Raw genomic sequence first — 13,422 nt, forward strand, 5'->3', positions numbered from 1 at the left:
TCCTGCAGAATCGGTGTTTCCGCTTATTCACACGCGGTTTTCGTGCGTAGGAAACATGCGAGGGTCCAGGCATTATAGCTGGACCCTCGCACGGACAGAATTATTCAGCAGCTTCTTCTGCTTCTTCTTCAGCGTCAGCTTCTTCCGTCTCCGGAAGGTCTACTTCCTGCGGAATAGCAATGACGACAACAATTTCTTCGGCGTCGATTTCCGTGGTGACGCCCTCGGGCAGGGCTAGATCGCCAACACGCACCTGGGTGCCGTCTTCCATGCCTTCAACGTCAACGACGATAGCCGTCGGCACATCCGTTGCCGGTGCTTTCACTGCGATGGTCATCATCTCAACGGTGGCGATTGCGCCGGACTGCGGTTCACCAGAAAGCTCTACTGCAACATCCACGTCAACCTTTTCGTCGGCCTTCACGCGGAGCAGATCCAGGTGCTCAATACGACGCGAGAGCGGATTGCGCTGCACATCCTTGGCCATAACGAGCTGGTTTGCGCCATCAACCTTCAGGGTGAACAGGGCGTTCGGGTTGGAACGAACGAGCATGTATGCGTCATGGTAATCGACGGCGAAATGCTCCGGATCTTGACCGTGACCGTAGACAACGACCGGCATAAGACCTTCGCGGCGCATGCGACGTGCCGCACCCTTACCAAATTCTTCTCGCCGCGTGGCTTCCAATACTGGCTTCGACGCCATTTCTTTACTCCTTGGTATCTCAAACTGTGCAGCTAGTGCTGCGCGATAGCGCCTCGCAAACCGGCGACTACACCCGAGGAGTATAGGCAACCGCGTCGATTACGGAACAAGACGTTCCCTCGCCGAGGCCTTATTACTATATCGCGCCCCTCAAATAATCAGCTAGCTTGCCGGCGAATCTCACACCCAACACTGGGTAATACACAGGTGCACGACGGCTATTGCGGGCATTATCTACGAAATCGGCATTGTCGTCTCCGCCATCGCGATGACGGTTCTCGTGAGCTACGTCGCCCCGAACTCTCCATCCTGCGCGGGCATCTCAACCGAACTTCCACATTAAAAGCTCCGCGACTGTGGAACTTCCTGGTGGTTGTACTCGCCCCTGCCGTGCTATCAACCATCTTTGTTGCCACCTTGGTTTCATTACTGCGTGACGGGTACGGCGACTACCCCACATCATTCATCTACAAGATGGGCTGGCTCATGTTATTGGGAGTCATGGTGGCAAGTTTTATTCTTGCGGTATGCCCGTGGCGCACTCCCGTCGATCATTTCGATCCGGTCGCTTTCCACGACCGCCCAGAATCCGATAGTGAATCCGCCATTGCCGGGCACTCTATGCGGCAACGTCAGCGCGATAGAACTCTGACATTAGCCAAGATGCCCAGTAACGCAGGCGCTCTATCTGGTAGCACTGAATCCCTGGCGCATAATCCCCGTCAGCATAAGATATGACGCCCTTGCCCTTCATACCCACAGCAATCGCACGACAACAACCGAAGAAGAAAGGAGCCTGTTATGACAACTCCCGCCATCATTATGCTCGTCATCTCTATTGCCTCCGTTTGGGGCGGACTGGTCGCTTCAGTGGCCTATCTCGTCACCCATCCGCTTGAGGAGAAATAACCCGTATCACGCGGGCCGGATTGCCAACTGCAACCACATTGGCCGGAATATCTCGCACCACCACTGAGCCCGCACCGATAACGGAGTTTTCCCCGATACGCACCCCTGGGCACACGATTACCCCAGCACCGAGCCACACATTATCTTCCACGACGATTGGCTGTGCTGCCTCCAGCTTCGCCGATCGCATATCGGGATCAATAGGGTGGGTCGGCGTCACTAATTGGCATTGCGGCCCGATCTGGCAATCGCATCCAATCTCGATTCGCCCGACGTCAAGTGCCGTCAAATTGCAGTTAATAAAAGTCCGAGCACCGATATGGATATTGACGCCATAATCAACCCATATTGGCGCCCGGATATATACGTCCTCGCCGCACGAACCGAGCAACTGGCGGACAACACGCTGTGCCGCCTGCGGATCAGCCGGAAATTCAGCAGCAAACCGCTCGGATAATTCCAAGGCGCGCCTGTGCATACGAGCTAACTCAGGATCATCGGCAATATACATATCGCCAGCGAGCATACGTTCGCGTTGAGAGCGCGGATCATCACGGAAAACATCGGCTATATCAACCGGATGATATGCCATGCTACTGCCTATCTCCCTTACAGCTCCCTCGTATAGCTCAGCCCTGCACCGCGCAGCGAGCCGAGGGGTTGCGGTTATCAGTGAGCGCCATCAAATAGCGACGTGACTGAACCGTCGTTGAATACCTCTTCAATCGCGCTAGCCAACACCGGCGCAATTGGCAAAATCGTCAACTGCGGGAAGCGCTTTTCCACCGGGATGGGGAGGGTATCAGTCACAACGACCTCCCGCACACCGCTTTCTGCCAGCCGTTGAACCGCCGGATCAGAGAACAGGCCATGCGTTGCGGCAACGATAACGTCTTTCGCACCGGCTTCTAGTACCACTCGGATAGCACCGGCAATCGTCCCAGCCGTATCAATCAGATCGTCAACAATGACGGCCGTTCGCCCAGCCACATCGCCAACCACCCGATTCGAGCGCGCTTCATTCGGACGATTAATGTCTCTGGTCTTGTGCACGAATGCGAGCGGCACTCCACCTAGGCGTGCGCCCCATTGCTCGGCCACCTTAATGCGCCCGGCATCTGGGGAAACAACAACCGAGCGCGAGGAATCAATGCGAGTGCGCACATACTCAACAAGCGTTGGCATCGCCCACAAATGATCGACCGGCCCATCGAAGAAGCCCTGCGTTTGAGCTGCATGGAGATCGACGGACATAATGCGATTCGCCCCTGCAGTCTTAAACAGGTTTGCCATCAGACGGGCGGAAATTGGTTCTCGACCGCGATGCTTTTTATCCTGACGAGCGTATGGATATGACGGGACAACGACCGAAATTCGCTTCGCGGAGGCGCGCTTGGCCGCATCGACCATAATGAGAGCCTCCATAATCCACTTATTTACCGGCACCGCTACCGACTGCAAGATAAAAACGTCAGACCCGCGCACGGATTCATCGAAGCGCACATAGATCTCAGAATTCGCGAAGTCATACGCCGTCACTGGCAACAAATCAATGCCAAGCTCTTCGGCGACCGCCCGAGCCAACTCAGGATGTGCTCTCCCGCTGGCCAGGACCAAATGTTTTTCTCCGCTGGTGTGGATACCCGTCATTCTCATCCCTCTCTCCTGGCCGACTGCACGGCCCAGAGCCTGCGTCTTTACCCTATCGCCCCGGATAGCGAATCGGGAGCTTTCATTGCCAGTGATGATCCGAGCACGCTAAATGGTGGAACGCACTCATCAGCACTCAGCTCGACTCCTTGCGCCACGCAATGCGGCACATGAGCACGAGCACCCACATGAACATCAGTTAACTCTGTGTATGGCCCTACCACCGCAAATGCAGCAACATGGGTACGACCTCGCAATATCGACCCTGGTTCGATAACCGCATCTGGCTCAAGCGTGACGTCAGATTCGATAATCGTTCGCTCGGGATCGACAACAAAGACTCCCTGACGCATCCACGCCGCCACGATGCGACGATTCTTTTCTGCACGTAGGTTAGCCAGTTGCACAAGATCGTTCAGACCCTCAGCTTGAACTGAATCATCCAAAACAAAAGAACCGACGCCTTGGCCAAGCTCACGAGCTCGCTGTACGACGTCGGTCAAATACATTTCCCCTTGGGCATTATCCGTGCCCAATGTTTGCAGGGAATCGCGCAAGAAAGCGATATCAAAGACGTAGGTGGACGTCGCAATCTCGGTAATATCCCGCTGATCGTCAAGTAGATCGCGATCTTCGACAATTGCAAGGATCTCACCTGTTGCTCCGGCGCGCTCATCGCGCTGATCTGGACCAGCCGCCTTACGCACAATCCGCCCGTATCCCGATGGATCAGCCACGTATGTAGAGAGCACCGTCACCGCATTATTGCCTTGGGCGTGGACGCCCGCTAATTCCTGCAAGACCTGCGGGGTAAACATCGGGGAATCGCCAGCGACCACGAGAACTGATCCGGTTAATCCCTCGGGAAGCGCCGCCAATCCGCACCATGCAGCTCGCCCAGTGCCTTTAATATCGTCTTGATCGGCAATTAGCGCCTCAGGATTCATCTGCGCAATATGAGCGGCAACCTTTTCGCGTTCATGACGGACGACGTAGACCACATACTCCGCCCCAGCACCAATAACTGCCGAGTTGACGTGCTGAAGAACGGAACGCCCGTTCATGGGAAGCAAAACTTTGGGAATCTGCGACTTGATTCGAGTGCCTTTACCTGCAGCGAGCACAATCGCGGCCGTCAGCTCTCCCACGATGCCTCCTCAGGACTCTCGCACCTCTCGCTCCGCCACTAGGATTCGAACCTAGACTAAGGGTTCCAAAGACCCGTGTGCTGCCGTTACACCATGGCGGATTCCTCTACATTGTGCCAGTGATTCCCCGTTAATTTCCAATCCAAAAACCCATCTTGTTAATTTTGCGATAATAGCCATTATGACAACCATCTCCTCTTCCGCAGATCAGCCCGCGAAGCAATCTGCCGCAAACGGCGCAACGGCGGCTATATCTCAGGATTGTTCCCGCCCTAAACGCGCGCGCATGACGCGAGTGCAACGCCGCGAGCAACTCATCACAATTGCCCGTCAGCTATTTGCTAGCCACGGATTTGATGCGGTTTCTATTGAAGAGATCGCGCAACACGCCGGCGTATCAAAACCCGTCATCTACGAACACTTTGGTGGAAAAGAGGGGCTTTATCAGGTAATTGTCGATCGCGAGACTCGCGCATTAAGCGCACTGCTCGATCAGAACCTCTGCCCGGAGGTCCATCCACGCGCCGCGCTTGAGGGAACAATTCTGGCGTTATTGGATTATATTGCCGATAATCCCTACGGTTTTGGGCTCATGCTTCACCAATCCCCGGACGGTATTGCCGGATCGCGATTCGCCACCGTCATTTCAGATATTAGCGACTATCTAACCGAACTCCTCTCGGCATACTTCACCCAATTAGGATTTGACGTCGATAGCGCCCCGCTGTACGCACACATGCTCGCTGGGACGGTTGGTATTACTGGGCAGACGTGGGCTCACAATCCGGAGGTTCCCAAAGAGAAACTTGCAGCTCACTTGGTAAACTTGATGTGGAATGGCTTGCGCGGCTTAGAGCACGAGCCGTTCCTATTGTATAATAGAGACAAGGGAGACAAGGGAGACAAGGGAGACAAGGGAGACAAGGGAGACAAATAATGACAATTGAAGTCAATCAGCTCCATAAAACATTCGGTTCAGTTCCCGCTCTCAACGGAATGACGTTCACTGTTAACCCCGGTGAACTATACGGATTCGTTGGTTCTAACGGGGCAGGAAAAACCACAACAATGCGTATCATGCTCGGTGTTCTCAATGCCGACTACGGAAGCGTTACTCGCGACGGGAAAGCCCTGAGTTTCGCTGATCGCGCTCGATTTGGATACATGCCTGAGGAGCGCGGTTTATACCCCAAAATGGCAATTAACGATCAGCTTATTTACCTCGCTCGGCTACACCGAGTGCCGGTAGAACGAGCCAAAGAACAAGTAGAGTATTGGACGAAAAAGCTCGGTATCCATCATCGAGGCAAAGAAAACGTCCAAAATCTCTCCCTCGGCAATCAACAGCGCGTGCAGTTATGCGCTGCCCTGATTCACGACCCCGAAGTTCTCGTTCTTGATGAACCCTTCTCCGGGCTTGATCCCCTCGCCGTTGAAATGATGGGTGCCGCCCTACGCGAAAAAGCCGCCCAGGGCACAACCGTCATCTTCTCCTCCCATCAACTTGATTTAGTTGAGCGTATTTGCGATCGCATCGGCATCGCCTCCATGGGGAAGATCGCCGCAGAGGGAACACCTACCGAACTGCGCACCCGAAACTCAGAAAATCTTTTTGAGATTCAATCCCCCGACGCCCGCGCCACCGCCGAGGCTATCGCAGCACTGACGGAATCGGTCGATATTATCGACGCCCATACGTTACGCGCACAGCTTCGCGGAAACGAGGATCAAGCGCTGCTTCATGCCGCATTAGCTGGTGGGCCAGTACATTCCTTTACCAGGTATTTACCGCGACTCAGTGAGCTTTTCGGCTCAATCGTCACTGTGCCATCCTCCGAAACCGAGGAAGCAACACCCAAGAAAACCGGATTGTTTGCTCGCTTGGGCGGAAGGAGGAAGAAGTAACATGCTGCGACTCATTATCCAGCGCGAAATGCGCGCTCTTGCAACCACAAAATCCTTTATTATTTCAACAGTCGTCTTTGCGCTACTCATTCTCGGTGGCGGTTTCCTCGGGCAATTCCTGCTCCATAAAGACAGCGATGACAATTCCTCACAAGCGACACAAAGCGTTACGGAACAGCCCGTCATCTTTGTTGAAAAACAAATGGAGCCATTGACCCCGTACCTCGAACAGGCCATTAACGGAGCACACATCACACTGACGCCAATTGCGGAAAATGGCTCTGAAAAGGCAATTATCGAATGGAGCAAGAAATCCGGTAGCGACGCTATTGGTCTGAGCGGCACCCTCGATCAGCCGGTTATCGTCCACGAATCATCCCTATCGAGTAACAATAAGCTCACCCCGTACGTCGAACTTGGTGCAGTCGCTCGATTAATGGCTGATAAGGGAGCGACTGTCAGCGCGCAGAACTACCAAGATCTTGCATATCAGATCAATATTCCTGAGCGTGAAGTTGTACTGCCATCAACCAACCTCATGGCCGCCAATCCCGTCGGATACTTCGTCGGCATGGCCGGAGGCATGATATTGATCTACTCCATCATCCTGGGTATGAACACGGTGGCACTGGGAATCGTCGAAGAGAAATCTTCTCGAATCGTCGAAATCCTGTTGTCAACAGTGCGCTCACGGACTCTTTTGCTTGGAAAGATCCTGGGGATTGGAATTGTCGTCCTCTCTCAGGTAACTCTTCTGGTCCTCTGTGCCGTTGCGGCACTGAATATTGCCGGAGTATGGACGCAAATTTCTATCAGCGGATACCTGATAGAAATTATCATCTGGGTGATACTCGGATTCTTCTGCTACGCCTCTATTACCGCAGCACTGGCCTCACTCGTCAGCCGTGCCGAAGAAGTCTCGTCGGCGGTCTCCCCGGTAACCCTCTTCCTGTTCGTGCCATTCTATCTTGCCTTGTACTTCGTACCGAACAGTCCAGATTCTATATGGACCAAAGGGATGTCTTTCATCCCTGGGTTTGCACCATTCATAATGGCGAACCGATCCGCATACGGAATCTCAACGACTACCGAAGTCATCATCTCTATGGCGATATCTGTGGTTGCCATTTTCCTGCTCGCAGCATTTGCCGGGCGGGTGTACTCGCACTCGGTATTGCATATGGGTAAGCGGATGTCCTTGCGCAAAGCCTTATTCTCTCCCAAGGCGGCACCGAAAGAGGTGCCTACCGTGGCAGGCACAAGCGTACTCAACGGTCAAGTCGGTCAGGTCAAAACTGAATTTCACGAACGCACATCAACAAGTTAGCTCGGTTAACCAGATCAGCATTTAACTCACCAATGCCGACCTAAAATGATCGTGGGGTTGTCTACGGAATATTCCGTAGACAACCCCACGATCTTTTATCTATATCCGTCGTGATACTAATACCGAGCGCAGGAAGTATTGCTCCTTAAGGCGCTAAAACACACTAATAGGTAGAGCTATTCATCCTCACATGGCGCATTGCGCGCAGCCAAAGCCAAGAGAATCTGACGCATCCAGTTCGCTGCCTGCACATTATCTTCCGGGGCAAACTGGCGCAGAATCTCACGTTCCGTTTCCAGTAACTGCTGCATAGCGTTATCAACCGCCGCCAGCCCTTTCTCAGTTGCAACCACGTGGACTACCCGACCATCTTGTGGGGATGACGCACGACGCAATAAATCCTTGGCCTGCATCCGATCAATCCGATTCGTAATCGTCCCAGAAGAAACAAAGGTATCCGTCATCAGTTGACCAGCCGTAAGCACATGGTCGGGCGCACGGCGCAAAGCAGCAAGCATCTCAAATTCCCAGGCTTCCAGCCCATGTTGAGCATAGACCGATCGGCGGATCTTCATAAAATGCCGGTGAATTCGCAGCAACCGGGAAAACACTGCAAGGGGCGCCACATCAAAATCAGGACGTTGCGCATGCCACGCTGCAACGACATCGTCCACCTCATCTCGCGGCGCTGGAGGGTATTCTTCTCGAGCCATATATCAAATTTTACTTAACCTCGAGATTAAACGGTAGCCTAGCCCTCAAGATCTTCCACAATCTCAAACCATTGGGTTTCCAGCTCAGCAATCTCCATCTCGATCTGCCTGGCCCGACGCCCCAGCTCAGCAATCTCCTCATATTGCCCCTGCGCCACACATTGCGCCTGAGCACTCCCATTCTGCGCAAGAAGTGCCCGCTGATTTTCCATTTTGCGTTCCAATGTCGCTAAACGTTTACGCTGCTGACGTTCATAGGCCGAGCGGGTCAGCCCCTGAGTCTTATCCGTAGTTTCCTGAGTTGCCGTGCGCGCATTAGGCGTCATCTCTGCTTGAGAGGTCGCGCTGCTGCTGAGCTCCAGATATTGCGTCACACCCCCAGGTAAATGGCGCAACTGGTGGTCAATCACCGCATACAAAGTATCCGTCACGCGCTCCAAAAAATACCGATCATGCGAAACGACGATTAACGTCCCTGCCCACGAATCCAATACGTCCTCAATCGCCGCTAAAGTATCGGTATCCAGATCATTCGTCGGCTCATCAAGAATGAGCACATTCGGTTCACCAAGCAGTAGGCGCATAAATTGCAATCGACGACGTTCCCCGCCGGATAACTCCGCCACCCGAGTCCAGGCCCGCTCGCGCGTAAAACCCATCTGCTCAACAAGTTGCGCCGCAGAAAGCGTCTTATCCCCGACCTGTATGTAACGAGCTATATCAGAAACCGCCTCGACAACCCGACGATCAGCGATCTCATCAATCGCGCTCGTATCTTGATCCAATACGGCACTGATGACCGTCTTTCCCACGGTAATCATCCCGCGAGTCGGCTGTAACTGCCCACTCAGCAGCCCTAATAACGACGATTTTCCTGCTCCATTCGCTCCCAGAATCCCTATGCGCTGCCCTGGGGCTAGCCGGATAGTGACCCCACGCAACACCATCGGATCGCGGTTCGTCCAGGAGAAATCGACATCCTCGACGTCGATCACTTTCTTACCGAGTCGCGCCGTCGCCAACTTCGCTAACTCAATGGAATCACGCGGTGGCGGCTCATTAGCAATCAGCTCATTAGCAGCCTCAATGCGGAATTTCGGTTTTGAGGTTCGCGCTGGCGCACCCCGACGCAACCATGCCAATTCCTTACGCAGTAGATTCGCTCGTTTTTCTTGTGCTTGTTGCGCCAAACGGGAACGCTCGGCACGCTGCAACACATATGCCGCATACCCACCCTCATAGGTCTGCACAGTGCCGGCTACTGGCGCTCGACCGCCAGGGCCATCGTGTCCAGGAACAACATCCCAAAGTTGCGTGCATACCATATCCAAAAACCAGCGATCATGCGTGACGACCACCAGCGCTCCGACCCCACGACCAAAGCGATCATTCAGATAACGTGCCAAGAAATCAATACCCGAGACATCGAGATGATTCGTCGGTTCATCCAATACCACCACTTGCGCGTCCTGAACCAAGGTGGCAGTGAGTGCCACCCGCCGCCGCTGCCCGCCAGAAAGCTCGTTGACCCGCCAATCGAGATCCACATCCGGCATTAATCCCTCATGAATCTGCCGAATCCGCGCATCCGAAGCCCATTCAAAGGTCGCACTATCCCCATGAATCGCCTCACGTACCGTGATCTCATCTGCGAAATCATCACGTTGGCTGAGCACCGCCATTCGGGTGCCACCGGTCACCGTCACCCGCCCGGAATCTGGCTGCCACTGCCGTGTCAGTAACCGCAATAAGGTAGATTTTCCGCTGCCATTCGGGCCGACGACACCTATCCGATTACCGTCAGCTAAGGAAAGGTTGACATCACCAAGAATGGGCCGCGATCCACGTGAAATAGCAACATCCTCGCAGTTGAGAATATGCGCCACTAGCTGTCATCCTTTCGTTAAAAATCTGCCCTATTACACTCGCCCCACGGCAAGAAACCATCTAGCGCACATGCGCACCGGCAGCCGGACCAGTTGCCCCTAAGATCGTATGCTCTGGAAATCTCATCCGCGCTATTTTCACAGCATCCGTTAGCTCATGTGGTTCAACAAGCACGGCGATAGTCGGCCCCGAACCCGAAACAATAACCCCATGACCAATATCGCTTAGGGATTGGCACATCTGCTCTAACTCCGGGCGTAAGGAGAATGCCGCCGGAGCTAGATCATTGCGCAGTAGCGCCGCGACTGCGCGCAGATCCGTGCCTGATAGAGCCTGACGAAGCTCCTGAGTGGACGCGGGCGCTGCCGCCTGCGGGTAGAGCCGATCAAACTCCCGAAATACCTGCGGAGTTGATAGCCCCTCATGAGCTAAGACGATCACCCAGCTATGCATATGACCCGGAGGAATTGCATGCAATAGTTCCCCACGACCTGTGCCATGCGCCAAGCCGCCATGTAAAGCAAAAGGCACATCCGAGCCAAGTTCACCAGCAATATCAGCGAGCTCGCGCGATGATAACTGCAACTGCCACAGCTCATTCAAAGCCAATAACGTGCCAGCCGCGTCGGCTGAACCACCAGCCATCCCGCCAGCAACCGGAATACGTTTTGTTACCTGAATGTGAGCCCCATAGCTTGACCCCTGATCTGCCGCCCTACTGGCATAGCGTTCGCGCAATAACATGGCGGCTCGCATAACCAGATTTCGTTCATCACACGGCAAATCGCTGCCTAAGCCGGTTATCGACATCGACAGATCCGGCGCCAATGTGGCCTCAATATCGTCGAAAATATCTAAGGATTCAAAGACGGTATCGAGCGGGTGGAATCCATCTGGACGCGGAGCTCCAACCCGCAAGGCAAGATTAATTTTTGCGGGAACACAGACTTGTATGCGCTTCACGTGCTTATGGTAGCGAATTGGCATTGCCAAGGGCATCTGCTGTGTGGGCAATCGCCATGAAGTCATCTACTCCGAGCCGCTCTCCACGCACACTCGGATCAATCCCTGCCTGCACTAAAATCTCTTCCGCCCGCTGGGCACTGCCAGCCCAGGAGGAAAGCGCCGCCCGCAACGTCTTTCGCCGCTGCGCAAATGCCGCGTCAATCACTCGGAAAGTTGACTCCCGTAAACGTTCCGGACGTGGCGTAGCACGTCGTTCCAAATGCACCAGAGCAGAATCAACATTGGGAATCGGCCAGAAAACAGAGCGCGAGATCTTCGCCCCCTGGCGAACCTCCATATCCCAGGCGGCTTTAGCTGACGGCACACCATACACCCGCGATCCTGGGCTAGCTGCCAGCCGCTGTGCCACCTCCATTTGAACCATGACCGTCACACGGTTAATCGTCGGGCATAACTCGATTAACCGCAGGAGAACCGGAACTGCCACATTGTAGGGAAGATTCGCGACTAAAAACTGCGGATCGAAGTGGTGAGTGACCTCTGTTTCTCGGGCAGTGCTGGCGCTCTCAGCCGCCTGGTAGCACGCTTTCGGAATTGCGAACTGCTCTGGAGTTATCCGTAAGGCGTCTGCCTGGCACACCGCAAACCGCTCGTTATCCTGTGGAGCGTACTGCGCCACCGTCTGAGGTAACAGGGCTGCCAGCGGCGGATCAATCTCTACCGCACTCACCACAGCTCCGGCCTCCAGCAAAGCCAAAGTTAGCGATCCTAACCCAGGGCCGATCTCTAATACCCGATCTGCGGGACCTACCCCAGCATCTCGCACAATACGGCGAACAGTTCCACCGTCATGCACAAAATTCTGACCGAGAGTTTTTGTTGGTCGAATTCCCGCAATATCTGCGAGCTGACGGATCTGCGCTGGCCCTAACAGGGGCATTAATACCAGCCAACTGACTGCGAATGGCCCCACGCCCCGCACGGCGTGCCGTACCGACCGCTAATATATCCCAATCCCCAAGCAATCTGGGTTGCCGGGTTGGTTTGCCAATCCGCACCAGCCGATGCCATCTTCGTTCCAGGCAGTGCCTGCGGAATCCCGTAAGCGCCAGAGGAGCGATTCATCGCGAGCGAATTCCAGCCGGATTCCCGCTGCCAGAGTGCATCCAAGCAACCCCACTGATCCATTCCCCAGCCGTATCCGCCTAACATGCTCTGGGCGATGGCTCGGGAGGATCCCGGAGAGACGGGGGTGGCGTTCGCCGGCACGGAGACGCCACCAACGGGGGCGGGAGTGCCGGCTGGTCGAGTTCCCACCCGAACCACTTGAGGTTCGGCGGCTTGGGTCACGGTTTCCATCGTGAGTACCCGTGAGCTCTCCACACCGTCACGGTACGTCACCGTGAAGCTGCGCGTGCCTTGACCATCAGCACCTGGCTTTTCCACTTCTTCCTTGCCCACTTCCAGCTCATTCGTTTCTACCCGCTGAGTTGGATGCGGATCGGTAAAGGCTTCATTTACCGTCGCCGTCGTCACTCGGACGATCTGAACTGCCTGATCGGTTACCTCGCTAGATAACGGCACCGAGATTTCGTCGCGCGCACCGATTGAGATTCCGGCTTGGGCAAATGCCGCGGCATACGTCTGACCAACTGTGGCGCGTAAAGTCTTCGTCGCCCCATCGACGGTAACAGGGAAAGAGATCGTCGAACTGGGAGTCATCGTTTCCTGAGGCTGCCCAGCATCAGATGTAGCAGCTTGCGCGGGTTCTAACTGGAGTGGCCCGGAAACAGAACTTAACGGAGCAGCCACCGCGATTCCGGCAGCAACCACGGCGATTGACGCCGTACCGATCAATTGCAGATTCTTCGAGCGTGGCCGCCGACCCGTGTGAAGATTGCGCGCCCCGGAGGTCACCAATTCAAAGTTCATCTTCTCCGCATACGATGGCCCACCGGCGACGATAACGCGATTGAGAACGGGAATCTCAGCGGTGTCAGCAGATGGCGTGGATAGTTGCGCTTGTGCGGCGCGTTCTGCCATACGACGGGCACGACGCGAGCCTGGCTTAGGAGCCACGCTAAGGCGGGACGAATCAAAATCCACGCTCGGGGTGCGGTTGGAGCTATGAGCTGCCACGTATTCTCCTCATGAATCGACTAGGCATATTCCTAGCGGTCACGAATAGTGTTCCGACATAGATTGTAATCA

At 54.7% G+C, this 13,422-nt stretch carries 14 protein-coding genes and 1 tRNA gene; 5 read left to right on the forward strand and 10 right to left on the reverse strand.

Translation table 11 applies throughout. The features are described from left to right. Positions 1-100: 100 nt before the first annotated feature. Positions 101-706 (reverse strand): 50S ribosomal protein L25/general stress protein Ctc, encoded by a 606-nt coding sequence (locus tag ACLHIL_RS00585; RefSeq protein WP_411295918.1) that lies wholly within the window; start codon positions 704-706, stop codon positions 101-103. A gap of 207 nt (positions 707-913) precedes the next feature. On the opposite strand from ACLHIL_RS00585, the gene ACLHIL_RS00590 reads away from it, so the two are divergent. Both ACLHIL_RS00590 and ACLHIL_RS00595 read left to right on the forward strand, forming a co-directional pair. Continuing rightward, complete coding sequence (locus ACLHIL_RS00590) at positions 914-1,444, forward strand: hypothetical protein (protein ID WP_411295919.1); 531 nt, start codon at positions 914-916, stop codon at positions 1,442-1,444. A 63-nt stretch (positions 1,445-1,507) separates the two neighbouring features. Beyond that, a complete protein-coding gene (locus ACLHIL_RS00595) occupies positions 1,508-1,615 on the forward strand; it encodes a methionine/alanine import family NSS transporter small subunit (RefSeq protein ID WP_411295920.1) in 108 nt (35 codons plus the stop codon). On the opposite strand, the gene ACLHIL_RS00600 is transcribed toward ACLHIL_RS00595, so the two are convergent. The 4 genes from ACLHIL_RS00600 to ACLHIL_RS00615 all read right to left on the reverse strand — a co-directional run bounded on the left by ACLHIL_RS00600 (position 1,590) and on the right by ACLHIL_RS00615 (position 4,514). After that, complete coding sequence (locus ACLHIL_RS00600; RefSeq protein WP_411295921.1) at positions 1,590-2,207, reverse strand: sugar O-acetyltransferase; 618 nt, start codon at positions 2,205-2,207, stop codon at positions 1,590-1,592. The two genes, ACLHIL_RS00595 and ACLHIL_RS00600, sit on opposite strands and share 26 nt — an antisense overlap. A 77-nt stretch (positions 2,208-2,284) precedes the next feature. Beyond that, the gene (locus ACLHIL_RS00605; RefSeq protein WP_411296004.1) at positions 2,285-3,265 is read right to left on the reverse strand and encodes a ribose-phosphate diphosphokinase; all 981 of its coding nucleotides are present in this window, start codon (positions 3,263-3,265) and stop codon (positions 2,285-2,287) included. Positions 3,266-3,312: 47 nt separating this feature from the next. Further along, positions 3,313-4,413, reverse strand: a complete 1,101-nt coding sequence (locus tag ACLHIL_RS00610; RefSeq protein WP_411295922.1) for an NTP transferase domain-containing protein — start codon at positions 4,411-4,413, stop codon at positions 3,313-3,315. 30 nt (positions 4,414-4,443) lie between these two features. After that, positions 4,444-4,514: transfer RNA gene (locus ACLHIL_RS00615), tRNA-Gln, on the reverse strand. 80 nt (positions 4,515-4,594) lie between these two features. Here ACLHIL_RS00615 and ACLHIL_RS00620 point away from each other — a divergent pair. Genes ACLHIL_RS00620 through ACLHIL_RS00630 form a run of 3 tightly spaced genes read left to right on the forward strand, consistent with a single transcriptional unit; the run spans position 4,595 to position 7,645 of the window. Further along, positions 4,595-5,350, forward strand: coding sequence for a TetR/AcrR family transcriptional regulator (locus tag ACLHIL_RS00620; protein WP_411295923.1), 756 nt, complete (start codon positions 4,595-4,597; stop codon positions 5,348-5,350). Next, a complete protein-coding gene (locus ACLHIL_RS00625) occupies positions 5,350-6,318 on the forward strand; it encodes an ABC transporter ATP-binding protein (protein WP_411295924.1) in 969 nt (322 codons plus the stop codon). The genes ACLHIL_RS00620 and ACLHIL_RS00625 overlap by 1 nt, the downstream gene beginning before the upstream one ends. Position 6,319: 1 nt before the next feature. Beyond that, positions 6,320-7,645 carry an ABC transporter permease gene (locus ACLHIL_RS00630; RefSeq protein ID WP_411295925.1) on the forward strand — a complete coding sequence of 442 codons (1,326 nt, stop codon included), beginning with the start codon at positions 6,320-6,322 and terminating at the stop codon, positions 7,643-7,645. 176 nt (positions 7,646-7,821) lie between these two features. On the opposite strand, the gene ACLHIL_RS00635 is transcribed toward ACLHIL_RS00630, so the two are convergent. The 5 genes from ACLHIL_RS00635 to ACLHIL_RS00655 form a co-directional block, all read right to left on the reverse strand. Continuing rightward, entirely contained in the window at positions 7,822-8,358 is a 537-nt protein-coding gene (locus tag ACLHIL_RS00635; RefSeq protein WP_411295926.1) for a MarR family winged helix-turn-helix transcriptional regulator, read from the reverse strand. A 38-nt stretch (positions 8,359-8,396) separates the two neighbouring features. Further along, positions 8,397-10,244 carry an ABC-F family ATP-binding cassette domain-containing protein gene (locus tag ACLHIL_RS00640; protein WP_411295927.1) on the reverse strand — a complete coding sequence of 616 codons (1,848 nt, stop codon included), beginning with the start codon at positions 10,242-10,244 and terminating at the stop codon, positions 8,397-8,399. A 61-nt stretch (positions 10,245-10,305) separates the two neighbouring features. After that, on the reverse strand, positions 10,306-11,208 hold the full coding sequence (locus ACLHIL_RS00645) for a 4-(cytidine 5'-diphospho)-2-C-methyl-D-erythritol kinase (RefSeq protein WP_411295928.1): 903 nt from the start codon (positions 11,206-11,208) through the stop codon (positions 10,306-10,308). A gap of 4 nt (positions 11,209-11,212) precedes the next feature. Next, a complete protein-coding gene (gene rsmA, locus ACLHIL_RS00650; RefSeq protein WP_411295929.1) occupies positions 11,213-12,151 on the reverse strand; it encodes a 16S rRNA (adenine(1518)-N(6)/adenine(1519)-N(6))-dimethyltransferase RsmA in 939 nt (312 codons plus the stop codon). Further along, on the reverse strand, positions 12,151-13,350 hold the full coding sequence (locus ACLHIL_RS00655) for a G5 domain-containing protein (protein WP_411295930.1): 1,200 nt from the start codon (positions 13,348-13,350) through the stop codon (positions 12,151-12,153). Before ACLHIL_RS00655 ends, rsmA begins: the two co-directional genes overlap by 1 nt. Between the last annotated feature and the right edge of the window lie 72 nt (positions 13,351-13,422).

Source organism: Trueperella sp. LYQ143, assembly GCF_046599595.1.
Taxonomy (GTDB): Bacteria; Actinomycetota; Actinomycetes; order Actinomycetales; family Actinomycetaceae; genus Trueperella.